The organism is Achromobacter sp. MFA1 R4 (genome assembly GCF_900156745.1).
In the GTDB taxonomy this organism is placed as follows: domain Bacteria; phylum Pseudomonadota; class Gammaproteobacteria; order Burkholderiales; family Burkholderiaceae_B; genus Achromobacter.
In genome coordinates, this window is the sequence record NZ_LT707065.1 from 5,791,603 (window position 1) to 5,812,713 (window position 21,111).

Below are 21,111 nucleotides of genomic sequence, written 5' to 3' on the forward strand. Positions count from 1 at the left end.
TTAAACTCCTTGTGCTGCGGTTTTTGCCTGCGGGTCCAGTTCGGCTGGCACGTTCAGTCTGGTGGGGGCTGTCGGTTCATGCCCCCAGCCCGAGCGCCAGGATCGTAGCTGGAAAACCCATGCCAGCACTTCCGCCACCGCGGTATACAGCTCGGCCGGGATTTCCTGCCCCAGCTCGACGTGTTGATGCAATGCGCGCGCCAGCGGCGGCGCCTCCAATGTGGGAATCCGGTTCTCGGCGGCCAGCTCGCGGATCTTGGCGGCGATGATGCCCGTTCCCTTGGCCAGCACGACCGGCGCGCCGCCCTTCGATTCGTCGTACTTCAGCGCCACCGCGTAGTGCGTGGGGTTGGTCACCACCACGTCGGCCTTGGGCACCTCGGACATCATGCGCCGGCGCGCCGCCTGGCGCTGCTGCTGGCGGATGCGGGCCTTGACGTGCGGATCGCCTTCGCTTTCCTTGTGCTCCTGGCGCACGTCTTCCTTGGACATCCGCAGCTTCTTCAGGTGGCTGAAGATCTGCCAGGGCACGTCCAGCATCACGATGATCAGCAGGGACGCGACGATGAAGGCGCAGCACATCGCCACCAGGCTCAGCGCCTTGGTCAGCGCGGCCGACGGCGCCACGTGCATCAGGCCCAGCATGTCGTCGTGATAGCGCCAGATTACCCAGACCGCCACGCCGCCCACCAGCAATGCCTTGGCCAGCGCCTTGACCAGTTCCACGACGGTCTGCGCCGAAAACATCCGTTTCAGGCCGGCCAGCGGGCTGAGCTTGGAAAAATTGGGCTGCAGGGGCTTGGTCGAAATGATGATCCCGCCCAGCACGACGCTGGACAGCACGGCGATCACCGCGAGCAGGCCGAAGATCGGCAGCAGCGTCAGCAGGGCATGGCCAAAGCCGCTGACCGCCTGCTCGACCATCACGCCCGGGTCCAGCGCCACGCGCTGGTCGAACGCCAGCCCGCTGCGCAGCACGCCGCTCAGGCCCTCGTACAGCGATCCGCCGCTCGCCCAGATGGCGCCGACCCCGACCGCCAGCATCATGAACGTCCCCAATTCCCGGGAACGCGCAATCTGCCCCTCCTCGCGCGCCTTTTCCAGGCGCCTTGGAGAGGCGGCTTCGGTTTTCTCGAGGTCGCTTTCTTCGGACATGCTCTACGGGATCGTTGCGGCTCGCTGACGTGGAAATGCAAGCCGCCCGCCGAGATTCTAGGAGGCGGCGGGCCTGAGCGATATGCCAAGAAGCGGGAAGAAAGCGGCGCTATTCCCCGATGCGCCGCCGGCGGCTACGCCGCCCCTCCCGGGCGGGGCGGTTCAGCCTGCCGCCTGCGCCACCGGGTGGCCGGCGCCCTGCCCGTCCAGGACGGCCTGGAAGCGGGCGTAGTCCAGCCCGATGCGCACCGCGCCCCAGTGTTCCGGCCCCAGATAAATGGGCAGGGAGATGTCGTTGACGATCTCGCCCGTGTCGCGCGAATACGTCTGGAACAATTGCGCGCCGGTATTGGCGGCCAGCCGCGCGCCGACGGGATCGTCGAAGATCCGCTTGTTCCGGACCCGGGCGATGTCGACCTTGGGATCGCCGGTCGGCGCGTGCGAGAAGCGGCTGTTGTGGGCGGGCGCATAGCCCCGGTTGTCCACCAGGATGGTGTAGATGGCGCCGGGCACGGCCTCCAGCACGCTGTCCAGCAGGCGCGTGAGGGGCTCCTCGATGGCCCGGTCATAGGCGGTGTGGTAGCGCGGCGGCTCGCTGCCGGGAATGCGCTGGTAGTGGCGGTCAAACACGTCGAGGCCGCGCCGCCGGGCTTCCTGCAGCAGGCTGCCCGCCGCATCGGCAAAGGCCTCCAGCGAATCGGACAGGCTGTCGAATGCCGTGTCGCCCGTGCGCATGTCGGCCAGCACCTCTTGCACGCTTTCGGTCTGCCGGCGGATGCGGTCGATCTCGCCGGACATGCTGCCCACCCGCTCCAGCACGTCCGCGCTCAGGGCCGCGATGCGCCCCACTTCCTGGCTCATGCCGTGATTGGTGGCGTCGACCTCGCCGATCGCCTGGACCACGTCGCCGACCTGCCGGTTCATGCTGTCGAAATCCCGCACGAAGCGTTCAAAGCCGCCGCAGGTGCGGTCCAGCACCGCGCCCGAGGCATCCACGTCCTCGCGCAGCGTGCCGGTCTGGCGCTGCGTCGACGAAACCAGGTCCAACATCTGCGTCGTGTGGCGGCCGATGTCGCTGGTGGCGGTGTTGACGCGCTCGGCCAGGCGGCCGACCTCGCTGGCCACCACGGCAAAGCCCCGTCCCGCGTCCCCTGCCCTGGCCGCCTCCACGCCCGCATTCAAGGCCAGCAACTGGGTCTGCAGCGCAATGTCCTTGATCACCTTGCTGATGTCGCCCACCGACTGCGCGCGCGCCGCCAACTGCCCCACCACCTCGGTGAAGGCCGCCATCTCCCGCGTCATGCGGTCGACCCGCTCCTTGACATCGGTCAGATCGGCCAGCGCCTGCTGCGCGGCATGCAGATTCTGGCCGGAGACCGCCGCGATCTCGCGGGCGTGGGTGGAAGTCGAGGCGGACAGATCGGCGATCTGGGCGCCGCTGGCCGCCAGCGCCTCGGCCGCCCGCGCCTGCTCGCGCGCCAGCAGCGAACAGCGGCCCGCCTGGAACTGCGTGCGCGCCGCGTTCAGCGCGATTTCGATACTGGATTGGCGCACCGTCATGACCCGCACGCGGATCTGCGCCAGGAAACGGTACAGCGGCCATGCGGCCGGACTGATGGACAGGGCGCGCTCGGACAGCATCGCGTCGCCGCGGTTGAGCCGTCGCAACAAGCCCCACATGCCGCCCAGGCGGAATACGGATCTGGCCACAATGAACCTCCTTTCCCTGGCCCGGACCGCCTTCTGCGGGCATCCATGGCCTGGCGCGCGTGGGCGCGCCTTGTCTCGCGCTGCAAGGCCCCGATTATTGTTGGCAGGAGTCTATCGGCCGGGCGGCGTTTGCGCCCTTAGGGAATACGTCAGGAGGCGGACGTCCGGCACCTCTGGAGCGTGCGGGCGGCAAGACCTGCGTCTTGCGCCCATGCCGGACATCGCGGCCGGGCTCAGAAGCCCAGGCTGGCCAGCAGGTCGTCGACCTGGTCCTGGCTGGTGACCACGTCGGTCTTGCCCTGCGGGTTGATCTGCGGGCCGTTGAGCAGGCTGTTGGCTTCGTCGCGGCGCTCTTGCGGCACGTTGTCCAGCAGCACCTGCAGCAGCTCGCGCTCGATCGCACCCACCACATCCATCATGCGCATGATGACCTGGCCCGTCAGGTCCTGGAAGTCCTGCGCCATGATGATTTCCATGAGCTTGGACTGGGTCTGCTGCGTCTGATTTGGCACGTCGGCCAGGAAGGCCCGCGTGTCCTTCACCAGTTCGCGCGCCTCGGGCATTTCCAGCGGCTGGTCGTACCACTGCTGCCAGCGGCTATCCAGCGCCTGCGCCGAACGCGCCATGTTGTCCTGGATCGGACCGGCCTGTTCGGTGGCATTGAGCACCCGGTTGGCCGCCTGCTCGGTCATCTGCGCCACATAACGCAGACGGTCGCGCGCGTCGGGAATGGCATTGGCCGCGTCCTTGATCGCCTGATCCAGGCCAAGCTCGCGCATGCTGTCGCGCAGCATGCGGGTGAGCGAGGCGATGCGATGGATCAGGTCGGGCGACTCTGTCGGGTCAACTGTTTCCGTTGAGCTCATCACACACCTCAGCCGCCAATTTTTTCGAAGATCTTGTTCAGCTTTTCTTCCAGCGTCGCCGCGGTGAAAGGCTTGACCACGTAACCGTTGGCGCCAGCCTGGGCCGCCGCAACGATGTTTTCCTTTTTGGCTTCCGCCGTCACCATCAGCACCGGCAACGAGGCCAGCGACGCATCGGCGCGGATCTGCTTGAGCATCTCCAGCCCGTCCAGGTTGGGCATGTTCCAGTCGGACACCACGAACTGGAAGCCGCCGTTGCGCAGCTTCTCCAGGCCAATGGCGCCGTCCTCGGCCTCATCCACGTTTTCGAAACCCAGCTCTTTGAGCAGGTTGCGGATGATCCGCCGCATAGTGGGGAAGTCATCCACCACCAGAATCTTCAGGCCCTTGTCTACCATCTTTCACTCCAGAAAAAATTTGCTTGAGATCGATCGTGGCGTCAGTCCGCGTCAAACGCGGTGCCCACGGTCGCCCAGGCGAGTCAGAATGCGTTCGCTCATCGCCGACAACGGCACCACTTCAGAAGCAGCCCCGATGGCGATGGCCTCGCGGGGCATGCCGAAGACCACGCAGCTCGCTTCGTCCTGCGCGATCGTGTGCGCGCCCGCCCGGTGCATGGCCAGCATGCCGGCGGCGCCGTCCTTGCCCATCCCCGTCAGGATCACGCCGATGGCGTTCTTGCCGGCCGCGACGGCCGCGGAGTTGAACAGCACGTCCACCGACGGGCGGTGGCGGTTGACGGGTTCGCTGGCTTCCAGCTCGATCACGTAGTTGGCGCCGCTGCGGCCCAGACGCATGTGCGTTTCGCCGCCCGGCGCCAGATACACGTGCCCGGGCAGTACCCGTTCGCCATGCACGGCCTCGCGCACGGTCACGGCGCACAGGGCGTCCAGGCGCTGCGCGAACGAGCGCGTGAAGCCGGCCGGCATGTGCTGCGTAATCAGGATGGCGGGGCTGTCGGGCGGCAGCGGTTGCAGCACTTCGCGGATGGCCTCGGTGCCGCCCGTCGACGAGCCCACGATGACCAGCTTTTCCGAGCTGGACAGCGGACGCCGCAGCATGGCCGGCGGCGCGGCCTGCGCCGCATGGGGCGCGGGCGCGCGCAGCTTGGCGCGCGAAGCGGCACGGATCTTGTCGGCGATGAGTTCGGTGTATTCGAGCAGGCCGTCGCGGATGCCCAGCTTGGGCTTGGTGACGAAATCGATGGCGCCCAGTTCCAGCGCGCGCAGGGTGATTTCCCCGCCGCGCTCGGTCAGCGACGACACCATCACCACCGGCATGGGGCGCAGGCGCATCAGCTTTTCCAGGAAATCCAGCCCGTCCATGCGGGGCATTTCCACGTCCAGCGTCAGCACGTCCGGGTTGTGCCGCTTGATCAGCTCACGCGCGACCAGCGGATCGGGGGCCGTGGCGACCACTTCCATATCCGGCTGGCTATTGATGATTTCGGTCATCAAGCCGCGCACGAGCGCCGAGTCGTCCACACACAAAACACTGATTTTCTTCATATTCTTTGCTGCCCTGGCCCGGTCAGGCCTTATTTGCGCATTCGTAGACCGTCTGCCCGCGCAGGCGGAAATCGCGGCTGATGTACGTAAAGTTCTCGGAGTGGCCGGCAAACAGCAGGCCGCCCGGCTTCATCAGCGGCACGAACCGCTCCAGGATCTTGGCCTGGGTCGGCTTGTCGAAATAGATCATGATGTTGCGGCAGAAGATCACGTCGAATTTTTCCGTGATCCCCCACGACGGCGACAGCAGGTTCAGCGTCTCGTAGCGCACCATGTCGGCGATCTCGGGCCGGACCCGCACGTGCCCTTCGTTCGCGCCGCGCCCCTTCAGGAAGAACCGGCGCAGGCGGTCGGCTTCCATCTTCGCGACGCGCTCGTACGGATAGACGCCGCTACGCGCCTTGTTCAGCACATTGGTGTCGATGTCCGTCGCCAGCACGGTCGAGCCCGCGGCGCGCGGGCCCAGGGCTTCGGTCAGCGTGATCGCGATGGAATACGGCTCTTCGCCGGTGGACGCCGCACAGCACCAGACCGACACCGGTCCGCCGCGCTTCTTGGCAAAGTCCGCCAGGATCGGGAAGTGGTGCGACTCGCGGAAGAACGCCGTCAGGTTCGTCGTGAGCGCATTGATGAAGTCTTCCCACTCCGCCGCGTCCGGCTCGTTTTCCAGGCTGTCGAGGTAGCTGGCGAAGTCCTGCCCGCCCAGGGCGCGCAGCCGCCGCGCCAGACGGCTGTAGACCATCTCGCGCTTGTGCGTGCCCAGCGAAATGCCGGCGCGCGCGTGGATCATCTTGCGGACGCGGGAAAAGTCCGCGTCCCGGAAGTCAAACTGGCGGTCCACCGGAATGGACGGAGCCGTATTCGCCGAAGTTGCCACGCGTATCCTCAGCGTCCCAGCGCAGGCGCATCGGGCGCTTGCAGGCGGGCATCGTCATAAGTGGCGTGCACCGAAGACAGGCGATGCGCCGGCACTTCGATGACTTCGCCCGTGTTGATCTTGAACACCGCGACCGCTTCGGCCAGGCGCTGCGCCTGTTCCTGCAGCGAGCCGGCGGCCGCCGCGGCCTCTTCCACCAGCGCCGCGTTCTGCTGCGTCACTTCGTCCATCTGCGACACCGCGCGGTTGACCTGGTCGATGCCGCTGGATTGTTCCTCGGACGCCGCCGAGATCTCGCCCATGATGTCCGTCACGCGCTTCACCGAGGCCACGATTTCCTGCATCGTCGCGCCGGCGCGTTCCACCTGCTGCGAACCCGCGCCCACCTTGGACACCGAATCCTCGATCAGGCCCTTGATTTCCTTGGCCGCCTGCGCGCTGCGCTGCGCCAGCGAGCGCACTTCGCCCGCCACCACCGCAAAGCCCTTGCCCTGCTCGCCCGCACGCGCCGCTTCCACCGCCGCGTTCAGCGCCAGGATGTTGGTCTGGAACGCGATGCCGTCAATGACCGACACGATTTCCGAGATCTTGCGCGAGCTGGCCGAAATGCCTTCCATGGTGTGCACCACTTCCGACACCGCCGAACCGCCGCGCTCGGCCACGTCCGATGCGCTGGCGGCCAGTTGATTGGCCTGGCGCGCGTTGTCGGCGTTCTGCTTCACGGTAGAGGCCAGTTGCTCCATCGAGGCAGCCGTTTCTTCCAGCGAAGCGGCCTGCTGCTCGGTGCGGCTGGACAGGTCCGTGTTGCCGGCCGCGATCTCGTGCGACCCGACGTTGATTTCGTCCACGCCGCGGCGCACCGAGGCGACCGTGCGCGTCAGGCTTTCCTGCATGCGCTTGAGCGCCGCAAAGAGCTGGCCGATTTCGTTGGTGTTGCTGACTTCCACGCGGGCCGTCAGGTCGCCGCCCGCAATGCGGTCGAAGTGGTGGCCGGCTTCCTTCAACGGCTGCAGCACGCGGCGGCGCAGGAAGACATAGGTGGCAAAGACCAGCAGCGCGGCGATGATGCCGCCGGCGCCGACGGCCATCAGGACGAACTGGTAGCGCACCTGCGCCACGTCGAACGCGTCCATCATCTTGCTGGCACGCCAGAAATCGAAGCCTTCGACGGCGCGCGCGAAACGGCCTTCCAGCGCGTCCTGCACCTTCTGGACCTGCGTCTGGTAGGCCGTCATGTCCGCCTTCTCCAGCGCGCCGACCAGCGGGGTGAGGCCCTGCTGCACGAGGACTGCATAAGACTCCTCGATTTCCTTGAGCGACTCGGCCGCTTCGGGGGGCCGGGGCAGCGTCTTGAAGAAGTCGAACTCGGCCTGCCCCTTGTTGAGCGACGCCTTCGCGCGCTCCAGCAGGCCGGCGGCCTCGCTCGACAGCCCTTGCGCCAGCAGGGCCGGCTGGCCCACGCTGCGCACGATGTCCGCGTAGTTCGCCGACGCGGCGCGGCCCAGGCCGTTCAGCGTGTCCTTGTAGCTCGAGACGACGCGGCTGACGGCGTCGTCCAGTTCCTGCGATTGCTTGATTTCAGCCAGCGTCCCGTTGCTGACGCGCAGCGACAGCACACCCAGCGCGGCTCCGATCACCAACATGAATGAGAAAAACGCCAGCACCCACAACAGGCTGCTGCGTATCGTCATGTTCGCGAAAAACTTGCGCATCACAAGACCATCCCTAGACTGCAATCGTTAAAGGAAAGCGCCACATCGCGATCAATATGGCGCCCTTACCCCGCATTCCGGCCGGACTCCGATCAGGAGGCGACCTTCTCCACCAACGCCATTTCGTCGCTGGTCATCAGCTTTTCGATATCCACCAGGATCAGCATCCGCTCATCCACCGTGCCCAGGCCCGTGAGGTACTCGGTCGACAGGGTGGCGCCGAACTCGGGTGCCGGACGGATCTGGCCCGAATTGAGCATCAGCACGTCGGACACGCCGTCCACCACGATGCCGACGACGCGGCGGTCCAGGTTCAGGATGATGACGACGGTCTGCTCGTTGTATTCGACGCGGCCCAGGTTGAACTTGATGCGCAGGTCCACGATCGGCACGATGATGCCGCGCAGGTTCGTCACGCCCTTGATGAACGGGGGAACGTTTGCGATGCGGGTAACCGTGTCGGCGTCGTAGCCGCGGATTTCCTGCACCTTCAGGATGTCGATACCGTATTCTTCGTCGCCCAGCGTGAAGACCAGGAACTCGCTGCCGACATCTTCGTTGCGCGCGGCTTGCGCATGCGGTTTGGCTGCCATGATTTTTAGTGCTCCATCAATTCAGAACGGCTTCGGGCTGCGACCAGCGTTCCCGGTTGGCGCGCGCGAGCGCAAATACGTCGACAATCAGGGCCACGCTGCCATCGCCAAGAATGGTGGCGGCGGAAATGCCCGGGACCTTGCGGTAATTCGATTCCAGATTCTTCACGACCACCTGGTGCTGCCCGATCAGATGATCGACCAGCAGCGCAAAGCGGCGGTCTTCGGCCTGCATGATGACGGCGATCGCCTGCGTGGGATCGGTCTGGGCCTCGCCCACCGAGAACACGCGGTGCATCTCCACCAGCGGCAGGTATTCGCCGCGCACGTGCATGACGCGCTCGTTGCCGGCCACCGAATAGATCTGGTCGTTCGTGGGCTGCAGCGACTCGGTGACGTGGTTCAGCGGCAGGATGAAGGTTTCTTCGCCCACGCGCACCGACATCCCATCCAGGATCGCCAGCGTCAGCGGCAGCACGATGCGCGTCGTGGTGCCGTGGCCCGGTTCGCACGACAGCTGCACGTGGCCGCCCATGTCCTGGATGTTCCGGCGCACCACGTCCATGCCGACGCCACGGCCGGAAATGTCCGTGACCTTTTCCGCGGTCGAGAAGCCCGGCGCGAAAATGAGCTGCCAGATCTCGTCGTCAGGCGAATTCTCGTTCACGGCCAGGCCCTGGGCCATGGCCTTTTTCAGGATCTTTTCGCGGTTCAGGCCGCCACCGTCGTCGCTGACTTCGATGACGATGTTGCCGCCGTTGTGCTGTGCGGACAAGACGAGCTGCCCGACCGGATCCTTGCCCGCGGCGATACGCTTTTCGGGCGTTTCGATGCCGTGGTCCAGGCTGTTTCGCACCAGGTGTGTCAGCGGGTCGATGATGCGTTCGATCAGGCTCTTGTCCAGCTCGGTCGCGCGGCCGTAGGTCTGCAGCTCGATCTGCTTGCCCATCTTGCCGGCGATGTCGCGCACCAGGCGCGGGAAGCGGCTGAACACGTAATCCATCGGCATCATGCGGATGGACATGACCGCTTCCTGCAGGTCGCGGGCGTTGCGCTCGAGCTGTTCCATGCCATTGAGCAGGCGGTCGTGCAGCACCGGATCCAGCGTGGAGGCGGTCTGGGCCAGCATGGCCTGCGTGATGACCAGTTCGCCCACCAGGTTGATCACCTGGTCGACTTTTTCCACGCCGACGCGGATCGACGTCGATTCCTTGTCCGCGTGGGCGGGTGCGGCGGCGGCCGGCCGGGCGGCCGCGCGGGCAGCCGGCGCGCCGGCGTCGGCGGCAGCGGCCGGTTCGGCCACGGGCGCTTCCGGCACAGGCGCGGCAACCGGCGCGGGGGCCGGCTGCGCGGCCGGCGCGGCTTCGGCCACGGCAGGCGCGGCGTCGCCGGTGGCGGGAGCCGCCTCGCGGGCGATGCTGAGCTGGTCGCCGTCGACGATGAAGCAGCACACGGCCTCGATGTCGTCGGGCGTGCAGGTGCTTTCGACCCACACGGTCAGCGCGCCGTTGCTGCGGTCGCTCGCCTTGACGGTGCCGAGATTGCCCATTTCTTCGAGCAGGGACGCGGCGTCCTTGTCCGATACCTTGGTGATGCGCACGCGCAGCGGCAGGCCGGCGGCCGACTCGCCCGATTCCGCGGCCGGGGCAGCGGGCGCCACGGGTTCGGGCTGGGGCTGGGGCGCCTGCTGCACCGGGGCGGGCGCCGGGGCCGGAGCCGGCGCGGCAGGCGCCGGGGCAGCGGCCGCGGCCGCCGCGGGATCCTTATGCTCCAGCGCAAGCTGCCTCAACACGGCGCAGATACGCTCAAACACGGCATCATCGGGCTCTTCGGAGGCCCGATAGGCATCCAGTTGGCTTTTGAGCACGTCTTTCGTTTCCAAGAAAATATCAATCATGTCCGTGCGCAGCGCCATTTCGCCGCGACGGATCGCGTCCAGAAGGTTTTCAAGCAGATGGGTCGTGCCCGCCAGCTGCGTGAAACAGCCGAACGTCGCCGCGCCCCCCTTGATCGAATGGGCCGCGCGGAAAATGGCGTTGAGCTGCTCGATGTCGGGCGCACCCACATCGAGCTCGAGCAGAAGCTGCTCCATTTGCGCGAGCAGCTCGTCCGCCTCGTCGAAAAAGGTCTCGTAAAACTGACTGAGGTCCAAACCAGAACTCATGACCCGTACGCCTTCCTAAATGAACCTGCTTACGCGCCGGCCTGCTCGTCGAGCAGTTCGGTCGCCAATTCAACCAGCACATCGGGATCCACCGGCTTGGAAAGCCAGCCGCATACACCCAGATCCCGGGCCGCCATCTTGCTGTCCACGTCGTCTTCGGTGGTCAGCACCAGCACCGGCACATCCATGTACCGGTCCGCTTCGCGCAGCCCCTGGATCAACTCCAGCCCGCCCTTGACGGGCATGTTCCAGTCGCTGACGACCAGGTCCACCGGATTGGCCATCGCCACCTCCAGCGCTTCCTGGCCGTTGCAGGCCGTCAGCACCTTCCAGCCCGCGCCGGTCAGCGTCGCCTGCACGATCATCCGCATCGTTGCAGAGTCGTCCGCCACGAGTATCGTTGCCGCCATTGCTATCGAACCCCTTCGGCGGGCGGGGTGTTCTCCGCCTCGCCCTGCTTGGTTGCCGTTGCGGCCTGGCCGGCGGCTTGCACCGCCTGCACGGCCGTCCCCACCTCGCGCGCATCCTTGGCGCTCACGTCCGCGGCTGCGGCGTTCTCGCTTTCGATGCGCTTCTGGGTGCTTTGGTTGAGCACCACCAGGCTGATGCGTCTATTAACGGCTGCATACGGATCATCTTTAACCAGGCTCATGCTGGAAGACAGACCCTGGATGCGCATGACCTTGCTTTCGTTCATGCCGCCCGCCACCAATTCCTGGCGCGAGGCGTTCGCCCGGTCGGCCGAAAGCTCCCAGTTACTGTAGGCGCGTTCGCCGCGCGCATACTGCGACGCGTCGGTATGGCCCGAGATGCTGACCTTGTTGGGCAGTTCGTTCAGGACCGGACCCAGCTCGCGCAGGATGTCGCGCATGTACGGCTGCACTTCGGCGCGGCCGGTCGCGAACATCGGGCGGTTCTGGTTGTCGATGATCTGGATGCGCAGGCCCTCGGTCGTCAGGTCGATCAGGAGCTGCGGCCGGAAGGACTTCAGGACGGGGCTGGACTCGATGACGTTTTCGAGGCGCCGCTTGAGGTTTTCGAGGCGATGCTGCTCGCGGCGCTCGGCGTCGCCCATGGGCTGGGACTCGACCCGGTTGCCCTGGCCGCGACGCACGTCGCCCTCGCTGCGCAGCGGGTCCTGCCCGCCGCCGGGAACGGCGCTGGTCTCGGCCGAACTGCTGGGCCCGCCGGTGATGGCGACGCGCAGCGGCATGCGGAAGTATTCCGCGATGCCCTTCAGTTCCTCGCGCGGCACGATGCTGATCAGCCACATCACCAGAAAGAACGCCATCATCGCCGTGATGAAGTCGGCGTACGCGATCTTCCAGCTTCCCCCGTGATGACCGCCGCCCTTGACCTTCTTGCGGCGGATCACCACACGGTGATTGTTTACCGTGCTCATGGCCCGCTCCGTCAGGCCTTGCCGGTCGACTTGGTCTGCCGGACGTGCTCTTCCAGCTCACCGAAGGTCGGACGCACCGACGAGAACAGCACCTTGCGGCCGAACTCCACCGCCAGTTGGGGCGGATACCCGTTCATGCTGGCAAGCAGCGTGGTCTTGATGCATTCCAGCACTTTCATGGCTTCGTCCGTGCGGCGCTCGACGCGGGAGGCCAGCGGACCGACAAAGCCGTACGCCAGCAGAATGCCCAGGAACGTGCCGACCATGGCCTTGGAGATCAGGTCGCCCAGGATGGCGGGGGGCTGGTCCACGGCGGCCAGCGCCTTGATCACGCCCAGCACCGCCGCGACGATACCGAACGCGGGCAGGCCGTCGGCCATCTGCTGCAGCGCATGGGCCGGGACTTCGCGCTCGTGGCGGTAGGTTTCGATTTCCTCGTCCATGAGCGTCTCGATTTCAAACGAGCTCATGTTGCCGCTGATCATGATGCGCAGGTAGTCCGTGATGAACTCCATGAGCTTCTCGTCTTTGGCGATGCGGGGATATTCGCTGAAGATCGGGCTGGAGCCCGGATCCTCGATGTGCGATTCGATGGCCATCAGGCCCTCGCGGCGCGCCTTGTTCAGCAACACATACAGGAGCGCCATCAGCTCCATGTACACGTCCTTGCTATAGCGCGAGCTCTTGAGTGCATCGGGAAGCGCCTTTTTGACCAGCCCCAGCGACTTCTTGCTGTTGCCCGCCAGGAACGCGCCAAAGGCCGCTCCAAAGATCAGCGTCAGCTCGAAGGGCTGGTAAAGCGCGCCCAAGTGGCCGCCCAGCGCTATGAAGCTGCCGACGACCGACACGATCACCACGAGAAAACCGATAACAATCAACACAACGGGCCCCTGCCAACGAAGTCTATAACTTGCGTCAATGATCCCCTGTCCCCCCTGCCCCAAAAAGGCGGGTTAGGGGGTGTTTTCCAGGGCTTTTGATGTATTTGGACGCCCGATCAGGCCGGCGCGACGGTCGCGGCGGGTGCGGGACGGCTACCCGCCCGCGCCTTGGCCGCCGCGCGCGTCTTGCCCGCACGGGGTGGCGGCCGGCAGATGGCGCACACAAAATCCGACTGGGGATCATGGGCATGGGCGATGAAGTGGCCGCCGCATTGACGGCACGCCGATAGCTGCAGCATGCCGCTGTCGAAGAATCGCACCAGCATCCACGCCCGGGTGAAGCTGAGGACAGGCTCACCGGAATCCGTGGCTTCCTGCCCCGCGTTTTCGAGATACAGGCGATAGGCGTCGATGGTGGCGCGTATGCCTTTGCTGGTGGTGCGCGTATTCAGGAACGAATACACGTTATAGAAGAGCGACGAGTGGATGTTCGGGAGCCAGGTCATGAACCAGTCAACCGAAAAAGGCAGCATGCCCTTGGGTGGCGAGCAGCCGCGGATTTCGCGATACAGGCGGGCGAGGCGATCGTGGCTGAGGCTGGTTTCAGCCTCCAGCACCTGAAGGCGCGCGCCCAGGGTGATCATGGAACTGGCAAGCAGAATGTCGTCCGCTTCCTGGGAAACGCTCTTGGAGGCCATGACAGGTGTGTCCGAGTGGGATTCTCAGGCCGTCAGGCCAGTTCTTCGACGGGTTGTTTGGCGAGCAGGATGGTTGCATGCGCTTGCTGCAGCGCACCACCCAACACGTCGTGGGTCAGCGCGGACAGCAGGCTGTAATCGTCGAAACGGAAACGGCACAGCAGCGAGCTGGAGCTGGCCAGCTTCACGAGCTGCGCGGGCGACAGGCGCATGAGGATGTCAGCGACCTCGTTGCTGAAACCCAGTCGGAACATCGATGCCGCGTAATCATCACGCAACATCCGCTGAGCCAGTAACAGATATGACAGATTCACTTCGCGAATATCTGCCAGCAAAGAATTTTCTACTTGTTGCACGCCGTACTCCCTATCCCTATCCCACCCGAGGGGCTTGATTACCGATAGCGCAGGCAACGTCTGTTACCTGTTCGCTCGCTGCATCCTGTTTTAATGCGAAATGTATCATTTGTTCGCAATTTAAGTAAAATTTACCACAGGTCATGTCATTTTCTATGACTTATATGACAAATCTTTGTTGATGTTGCGCAACGTGCCTTTCTAGATACACCTTGACATAGAAGTTCGTGACAAATTTTCGTCAATTTGCCAAATAAGCATTCAAAAAGTTGCGTACTTCCTGAAATGAAAGGCCCTCGAGTGCCGACAATGGCATCTTGCCGACGCTTCAGATTCGTCCGCTTTACCGTAGCCGCGCTTGTCGACAATGTCGCAAATTGACAACAACGACCGCGCTTCACGATGGACTCCGCCAGAATTCCCGCAATGCCCCACGCAGATGACAGCCTGGTCGAATATGCGCCACTAGTTCGGAAGCTGGCCCTGCAATTGCTTGCCCGGCTTCCCGCGAGCGTTGAACTCGACGACCTGATACAAGCCGGCATGATCGGCCTGCTCGACGCCGTCCGCCGCTACCAGGAAACCGCGGACGCCCAATTCGAGACCTACGCCACGACCCGCATTCGTGGCGCGATGCTGGATGAATTGCGCGGCCAGGATTGGCTGCCACGCAGCGTGCGCACCAAGGCACGCAAGATTGAACAGGCAATCCAGCTTCTTGAACAGCGTTTAATGCGAGCGCCCACCGAGACCGAGATCGCCGCCCAGCTCGACATCCCGCTGAGCGATTACCAGACGCTCCTGCACGACGCGCAAGGCGTGCAGATCGTCCATTACGAAGATTTCACGACCGAACCCGACTCGTCTTCCAGCCAGGCCGACTGGTCCGCCACCCTGAATCACGGCTCGGCGGGCGGCAACCCGCTGGACGCGCTGCTGGCCGGGGATTTCCGCCAGGCGTTGGTCCACGCGATCGATGCCCTGCCCGACCGCGAAAAGCTGCTGCTGTCGCTGTGCTACGAGCAGGGGCTGAACCTGAAGGAAATTGGGGCGATCATGAATGTGACCGAGGCGCGGGTTTGTCAGCTGCGGTCGCAGGCAACGGCGCGGATCCGGGCGAGGTTGAAGGATCAGGCCTGGCAGGAGTTGCCGGTTGAGGGGCAGATCGCGCAGATCATCTAAGGACGGCCGTCACACGCGCTGACGACCGCCCTGCATGCCGGAATCCCCTGCAATTCCGGCGCTATTCCCCGCATTTGCAGCCCGACGCCGCTGCTAGGCTATCGCCACCATTCATCTAGGTACCGACGGTTTCCGCAATGTCGCCGGTACAGCCCTCCTTCCGCCCTGGAATCCGTTATGAATCAAACAGACGACATCGTGCAGGCGCTTTCCGACGCCTACGACGAAACGCCATACGAATCCTATGCCTTCCCGCTGACCGCGCCTGGCCATTTGCGCGCCGTCGCCTCGCTGTACGGATTGCAGGCGCCCGCCATCGAAACGGCGCGCATCCTGGAACTGGGTTGCGCGGCCGGCGGCAACCTGCTGCCCTTTGCAGCCGCCCATCCGGGCGCGCACGCCACGGGCGTCGACCTGTCGGCGCAGCAGGTCGAATCCGGGCAGGCCGTCATCAAAGCCATGGGGCTGAAGAATATCGACTTGCGCGCGATGAGCATCACCGACATCAGCAAGGATTTCGGTCAGTTCGATTACATCATCGTGCACGGGGTATTCAGCTGGGTGCCGCCGGTCGTCCGGGACGCCATCCTGCGCGTGTGCCGCGAAAACCTTTCGCCCAACGGCATCGCGTACATCAGCTACAACACCTATCCAGGCTGGAAGGCGTCAGACGTGGTGCGCGATGCCATGATTCTGAACAGCCACGGCGCCCAAACCGCGCAGGAACGCCTGTCGCGCGCGAAAGACATGCTGAGCATGCTGGAAAATGGGCTTGCCGAGGGCAATCCGCTGCGCTCCGCGCTGCAACACGCGGCCCGCCAATTGCGCAGGCATTCCGACTATTACCTGGTTCACGAATATCTGGAAGCGGTTAATTCGCCCTGCTATTTCCTGGAGTTTGCGGCGGCGGCGCAGCAAGCTGGCCTGGCTTATCTGACGGACGCAGAACCGCAATCCTGCATGGCCAGCAATTATGGAAACAATGTTGCCGTCCTGCATAACGCGCTTTCGGCCGACGCGCCCAAGGAAATGCGCGAGCAATATCTGGACTTCGCGGTGGGACGCCAGTTCCGCAAGAGCTTGCTCGTCCACCAGGAACGCGCACCGGAGATTCTGGAAACGCCTGAAGTCAATGTGTTCGAGAAAATGCACTTCGGCGCGAATCTGACCGCAGCCAAGGCGCCGGCGGGCGCACCGTCCAAGGAGCGGCATTACCGCACCGCGCGCGGCAAAGGCATTGCCAGCATCGAGCCCACCTTTGTTGCCGTCGCCGAAGCGCTGCGACTGGCCTGGCCCCGCGCCCTGCCCTTTGCCGAGCTGATGGACGCTGCCCGCTCCAAGGCCAAAAAGGGGATATCGCAAGAGGAATTGGCGGAACTGGTGCTGACCCACCTAGTGCTGATCCTCAACGTCAGCGCGCTGGAGTACCGCATCGAATCGACGGGCTATCTTCCCGCCGCGGCCAAACCCCAGTGGATTCCCGGCCTGGAGTGCCTGCAGCGGCTGGCCAGCAGCGACACACTGCCGGTGGGTATCTACAACTTGTGGCACCAACACGTCCAGTTGCCCGCCGACGAGGTCAGCAAGTTTGTCATCCGGCACATCGACGGCCAGACCGCGATCACGGACCTGCGCACCCTGCTGCGCGATGCGCTGGCGAGCGGCGAAGTCGGCCACCCGTCGGGCAAGTCGCTAAAGCGGGTGCGCAATCTCGATTCCACGGCACAGACGCTGCTTTCCGATGCGATCGGCGTCCTGAGGTCGCGGGGCGTCCTGCTGTAGCCCACGTTTGTTGACAGGCAAGACGTGCCTGCGCCCCCGCTATGCGCGGGCACGTCATCAAGGGATTCCCTGGCGGCCCGCCTCCCGAGAAATGCAAATATTCGCCGATATCGAAAATTTGCCCTAAAGATTGATTTGGCCCTGTCGTTATCCTGGCAACGGAAGAGATTCAGCAAGCAAGTCGATACCTCACCGTTACAGTTTGGGCGGCCTAGCTGCCCGGTTTGAAGAAGCCTTTCTCTCTTGGGAGCCTAAACATGGCTGCAGTCATCAATACCAACTACTTGTCGCTCGTTGCTCAGAACAACCTGAACAAGTCGCAATCTTCCCTGGGCACCGCCATCGAGCGCCTGTCGTCGGGCCTGCGCATCAACAGCGCCAAGGACGACGCCGCCGGTATGGCCATTGCCAACCGCTTCACCGCCAACGTCCGCGGCCTGACGCAAGCTGCTCGTAACGCCAACGACGGTATCTCGCTGGCCCAGACGACGGAAGGCGCCGCCTCCGAAGTCAACACCCACCTGCAGCGTATCCGCGAACTGACCGTGCAGGCTTCGAACGGCAGCTACTCGCAAGAACAGCTGGACTCGGTCCAAGGCGAAATCAACCAGCGCCTGGCCGACATCGACCGCATCTCGGAACAAACCGACTTCAACGGCGTGAAGGTCCTGTCCGACTCCGCCAAGCCCCTGACGCTGCAAGTCGGCGCCAACGACGGCGAAACCATCACCCTGAACCTGTCGGAAATCAGCGTCAAGACGCTGGGTCTGGACGGCTTCAACGTGAACGGCAAGGGCGTGACGCAAAACCGCTCGGCCACCGTGACGGACGTGATCGCTCAAGGCGGCACCCTGCAAGGCGACGGCACCTACAAGGCCACCACGACGTTCAACGCTGCCTCCGCTGAAACCGTGCTGAGCAAGCTGGAAGACGGCAACACCGTCGCTGTGGGCGGCGGCGCCACCTACACGTACGATGCCGCCAAGGGCAACTTCACGTACACGAAGACTGTCGACACGACCGTCGGCGCTGACGTGACGGCTCTGGCCAACAAGATCAAGCCCAGCAGCGGCACGATCTCGGGCAGCTACGAAATCTCGACGGGCAAGAGCGCCTCGTTCGACGTCGACGCAGCCGGCAAGATCACGATCGGCGGCAACGCTGCATTCCTGAACGCCGACGGCGAACTGACCACCAACGACGCCAGCGGCGCCCTCACGCAAGCCACGCTGGACGACGTCCTGACCTCGGTCGGTACCGAAGCCAACAGCTCGGTCACCATCGGCGGCACCAAGTACAGCCACAGCGCTGCCGACGAACTGTCGTACACCGCCGTCGCCACGACCGCTGACGTCCTGAGCGCCATGGGCTCCTCGACCGCCGTTTCGACCGTGACCCTCGGCTCGGGCATCACGTCCGCCGCCGTGACGTTCGCCATCGCCACCACCGACTCGAACAACACCTGGGTCGACAACAAGGGCGAACTGACGGACATCCAAACGTTCGACACGTCGTACAAGATCAACGCTGACACCGGTGAAGTCACCGTCGTCGGTGACAACAGCGCGACCGCCGGCCAATACGCTTCGGCTGATGGCGCCAAGGTCCTGGTTGGTTCGGATGGCAAGCTGACGACCGAAACCACCAGCGCCGGTGACAAGACCACCGATCCGCTGAAGACCCTGGACGCTGCCTTCACCAAGCTGGACAAGCTGACCGGTGAACTGGGTGCCGTGCAGAACCGTCTGGAATCGACGATCGCCAACCTGAACAACGTCGTGAACAACCTGTCGTCGGCCCGCTCGCGTATTCAAGACGCGGACTACGCCACGGAAGTGTCGAACATGTCCAAGGCTCAGATCCTGCAACAGGCTGGCACCTCGGTTCTGGCCCAGGCCAACCAAGTGCCGCAAACCGTTCTGTCGCTGCTGCGTTAATCACGCCGCAACGCCCGACGGTTGGGCGGGAAGCTCGCAAGACGCTCCTGCCCTCCTCATCGCACCGGGTGCTTCGCACCTGGTCGAACAAACAAGCCGGCAGCCGCCGGCTTGTTTCTTTTTGCGCCCGTGTCTCTTGCACGCATTTCGTTTGCGCGCATTTCTGTTGTGGCTCGCAGGGACATCCTCCCGCACCGCGGCGCATTGCCCCCGCCGGAGAGCGCGCATGCGCGTCGTCCCGGCTCAGGAACGATCGACCCTGTCCGGTTTTCCCCGGTAGGTTCGATTCCTCGCCAAGCCGCCCTTTTCCGTCGCTATTCGCCCATTGGCTGCCTGGTCGCTTGCCCCATAATTGCCTCCGCACGTTTGTATCCGTATTTTTCACCCAATGACCGCCACGCCTCCCGATCCACTCGCTACGCAGCACGACAGCACTCCGGATCACGATGACCAGGGGCCCGCGGACTCGCAGACCCGGCGTCTGCGCGAAGAAAATCGCGCCTTGCGCGAGCTGCTGGCCGCCCAGGTGCATGCCTCGCTGCCCCGGCAGGAGCCCGGCTGGTTCAAGCGGCTGTGCTGGTGGCTGATTTCGGCACCGGGCGCGGCGCTGGTCGGGTGGCGCAGTTTGCTCGGACGCGATGAGGCCGAACCCATGACGCGCCGCCGTGTGGGGTGCGCGACGTTGACCGTGCTCTATACGCTGGCCATCTATGCCGCCCTGGTGCTGCTCGTGGTGTCATGGAATTCGCCCAGCACCCCGAACTCGGGCGCGACCGCCGCCAGCCCGGTGCGCGTGCCGCTGGCGCCGTCGCCGCCGCTGCCCATGCCCCCGGAGCCCGATGTGGGCAGCAAGGGCGCGGACGCGACGCCTGATGGCACGACACAGGACGAGCCGTCCCGAACCGCATCGCCGGCGGCCGACACGTCGCCCTCCGCCCCGGCAGTGGAGCATGCTCCTGCCACGCCGGACACCGCGGACAGCGCTTCCGCTGCGCCAGAGCCTGCGGCTTCTGCCGCGCAGGACCGGCCGGCCACCGCCGAATCGCCGCACGCTCCTTCGGCCCCGCAGCCCACCCTGCGCATCACCGAAATCCCCGCCCCCGACCCGATGGCCTGGGTTGCCGTGCTCGACGGCGAGTTGGCGCGTTGCGCGGAACTCGGATTTTTCGAGCGTCCCGACTGCGCGTGGACAGCGCGCAAGCAGTATTGCGAGGCCAACCACGGCTGGGGCGTCGTGAAGGAATGCCCGGCGCAACCTTGATGCATCCGGCCGCCCGTGTCACATGCCAGCCACGAACCCGCGCCACAATGCACCGCGGCCCGCAATCATTGCGAAATGTTTTGCATCATTCCAAGGGCGTGCCCCATAATGCCACTTGCTTCGGCCAATGAATCGGCCTCACATCACCAGGACACCTAGACCATGGATGCTTCCGTCAACAACACCGTCAATTCCGCCTTGGCCCTGCGCGACGCGAACCTCATGATGGAGGTTCAGGCCAGCGTGACGAAGAAGGCAATCAATGCGCAGGCCGATTCGGTGGCGACCTTGATGCAATCGCTGCCGGTCCTGGCGATCGACGGGACGCTGGGTTCGCGCATCAATACGCACGCCTGAACCCGCATCGCGCGGCGGCATGCCGCGTGGTCCCGAATGAAAGATCAGCCGCCCGCACCGGGCGGCTTTTTTATGTCCGGCTGGTGGTGCCCGGACGCCCAGCCGATGCCTCGACGCACCCGCCCCCACGCCCGCACCCACCCGCGCCTCCGCGCCCCGCCCTCCGTCAATCCGCCGGCTTTGCCGCCAACCCCACGATCAGTTTGGCCAGCAGCGCATCCAGTTGCCCCTGCTCCTTCTGCGTCAAGGACGACAGCGCCTGCTGCTCGTTCGCGACGTGCAGCGGCAGCATCTTGTCGATGAGCGCCAGGCCGGCCGGCGTCAGCCGTACCAGGGTGCTGCGCCGGTCGTTGGGGGAAGGCACGCGTTCGATGAGCCCCTTGCGTTCAAGCCGGTCGAGCCGGCTGGTCATCGCGCCTGACGACAGCATCAAGCCTTCATGCAGCTCGGTGGGTGTCATGGCATAGGGGTGGCCCGAGCGCCGCAGCGTGGCGATGACGTCGAACTCGCCTTGATGCAGCTCGAACTGCGCGGCCAGCGGCAGGAACCAGTGGCGCTCCAGCAGGTGGGTGGCTTCCAGCAGGCGTCCCACCAACGCCATCACGTTGGCGTCGATGTCCGGCCGTTCGCGCTGCCATTCTTCCCGGGCACGCCTTGCGCGGTCTTTCAT

Annotated in this window: 20 protein-coding genes; 5 read left to right on the top strand and 15 right to left on the bottom strand. The window is 64.7% G+C overall.

Annotated features, from left to right (window positions below; translation table 11 throughout):
• From flhB to flhD, 14 genes are all read right to left on the bottom strand, one after another.
• On the bottom strand, positions 1-1,155 hold the full coding sequence (gene flhB, locus BXA00_RS26565) for a flagellar biosynthesis protein FlhB (protein ID WP_076521354.1): 1,155 nt from the start codon (positions 1,153-1,155) through the stop codon (positions 1-3).
• Positions 1,156-1,317: 162 nt separating this feature from the next.
• Positions 1,318-2,865 (bottom strand): methyl-accepting chemotaxis protein, encoded by a 1,548-nt coding sequence (locus BXA00_RS26570; RefSeq protein ID WP_231952161.1) that lies wholly within the window; start codon positions 2,863-2,865, stop codon positions 1,318-1,320.
• 233 nt (positions 2,866-3,098) lie between these two features.
• Positions 3,099-3,731 (bottom strand): protein phosphatase CheZ, encoded by a 633-nt coding sequence (cheZ, locus tag BXA00_RS26575; protein WP_076521355.1) that lies wholly within the window; start codon positions 3,729-3,731, stop codon positions 3,099-3,101.
• Between the two features lie 8 nt (positions 3,732-3,739).
• Positions 3,740-4,129: a chemotaxis response regulator CheY gene (gene cheY, locus BXA00_RS26580; protein ID WP_056316584.1), complete on the bottom strand. Its 390-nt coding sequence runs from the start codon at positions 4,127-4,129 to the stop codon at positions 3,740-3,742.
• Between the two features lie 51 nt (positions 4,130-4,180).
• Positions 4,181-5,239, bottom strand: a complete 1,059-nt coding sequence (locus BXA00_RS26585; RefSeq protein ID WP_076521356.1) for a chemotaxis response regulator protein-glutamate methylesterase — start codon at positions 5,237-5,239, stop codon at positions 4,181-4,183.
• A 22-nt stretch (positions 5,240-5,261) separates the two neighbouring features.
• Positions 5,262-6,116, bottom strand: a complete 855-nt coding sequence (locus BXA00_RS26590) for a CheR family methyltransferase (protein ID WP_076521357.1) — start codon at positions 6,114-6,116, stop codon at positions 5,262-5,264.
• Positions 6,117-6,124: 8 nt separating this feature from the next.
• Positions 6,125-7,828, bottom strand: a complete 1,704-nt coding sequence (locus BXA00_RS26595) for a methyl-accepting chemotaxis protein (RefSeq protein ID WP_076521358.1) — start codon at positions 7,826-7,828, stop codon at positions 6,125-6,127.
• A 92-nt stretch (positions 7,829-7,920) separates the two neighbouring features.
• On the bottom strand, positions 7,921-8,421 hold the full coding sequence (gene cheW, locus BXA00_RS26600; RefSeq protein WP_076521359.1) for a chemotaxis protein CheW: 501 nt from the start codon (positions 8,419-8,421) through the stop codon (positions 7,921-7,923).
• A 16-nt stretch (positions 8,422-8,437) separates the two neighbouring features.
• Positions 8,438-10,585, bottom strand: a complete 2,148-nt coding sequence (gene cheA, locus BXA00_RS26605) for a chemotaxis protein CheA (RefSeq protein ID WP_076521360.1) — start codon at positions 10,583-10,585, stop codon at positions 8,438-8,440.
• 29 nt (positions 10,586-10,614) lie between these two features.
• Positions 10,615-10,995, bottom strand: a complete 381-nt coding sequence (locus tag BXA00_RS26610; protein ID WP_076521361.1) for a response regulator — start codon at positions 10,993-10,995, stop codon at positions 10,615-10,617.
• Between the two features lie 2 nt (positions 10,996-10,997).
• Positions 10,998-11,987, bottom strand: a complete 990-nt coding sequence (motB, locus tag BXA00_RS26615) for a flagellar motor protein MotB (protein ID WP_076521362.1) — start codon at positions 11,985-11,987, stop codon at positions 10,998-11,000.
• A gap of 11 nt (positions 11,988-11,998) precedes the next feature.
• Positions 11,999-12,868, bottom strand: coding sequence for a flagellar motor stator protein MotA (motA, locus tag BXA00_RS26620; RefSeq protein WP_076521363.1), 870 nt, complete (start codon positions 12,866-12,868; stop codon positions 11,999-12,001).
• A gap of 116 nt (positions 12,869-12,984) precedes the next feature.
• A complete protein-coding gene (flhC, locus tag BXA00_RS26625; RefSeq protein WP_076521364.1) occupies positions 12,985-13,566 on the bottom strand; it encodes a flagellar transcriptional regulator FlhC in 582 nt (193 codons plus the stop codon).
• Positions 13,567-13,598: 32 nt separating this feature from the next.
• Complete coding sequence (gene flhD / locus BXA00_RS26630) at positions 13,599-13,922, bottom strand: flagellar transcriptional regulator FlhD (protein ID WP_006219025.1); 324 nt, start codon at positions 13,920-13,922, stop codon at positions 13,599-13,601.
• Between the two features lie 426 nt (positions 13,923-14,348).
• Here flhD and BXA00_RS26635 point away from each other — a divergent pair, with 426 nt between their 5' ends.
• The 5 genes from BXA00_RS26635 to BXA00_RS26655 all read left to right on the top strand — a co-directional run bounded on the left by BXA00_RS26635 (position 14,349) and on the right by BXA00_RS26655 (position 20,441).
• Complete coding sequence (locus BXA00_RS26635; RefSeq protein ID WP_076521365.1) at positions 14,349-15,104, top strand: RNA polymerase sigma factor FliA; 756 nt, start codon at positions 14,349-14,351, stop codon at positions 15,102-15,104.
• Between the two features lie 177 nt (positions 15,105-15,281).
• Complete coding sequence (locus BXA00_RS26640) at positions 15,282-16,886, top strand: methyltransferase regulatory domain-containing protein (protein WP_076521366.1); 1,605 nt, start codon at positions 15,282-15,284, stop codon at positions 16,884-16,886.
• Positions 16,887-17,143: 257 nt separating this feature from the next.
• Positions 17,144-18,823: a flagellin gene (locus tag BXA00_RS26645; RefSeq protein WP_076521367.1), complete on the top strand. Its 1,680-nt coding sequence runs from the start codon at positions 17,144-17,146 to the stop codon at positions 18,821-18,823.
• Between the two features lie 388 nt (positions 18,824-19,211).
• Positions 19,212-20,084 (top strand): hypothetical protein, encoded by an 873-nt coding sequence (locus BXA00_RS26650; protein WP_076521368.1) that lies wholly within the window; start codon positions 19,212-19,214, stop codon positions 20,082-20,084.
• 162 nt (positions 20,085-20,246) lie between these two features.
• On the top strand, positions 20,247-20,441 hold the full coding sequence (locus tag BXA00_RS26655; protein ID WP_076521369.1) for a putative motility protein: 195 nt from the start codon (positions 20,247-20,249) through the stop codon (positions 20,439-20,441).
• A 166-nt stretch (positions 20,442-20,607) separates the two neighbouring features.
• Here BXA00_RS26655 and BXA00_RS26660 read toward each other — a convergent pair whose 3' ends face one another.
• Positions 20,608-21,111, bottom strand: coding sequence for a MarR family winged helix-turn-helix transcriptional regulator (locus tag BXA00_RS26660; protein WP_076521370.1), 504 nt, complete (start codon positions 21,109-21,111; stop codon positions 20,608-20,610).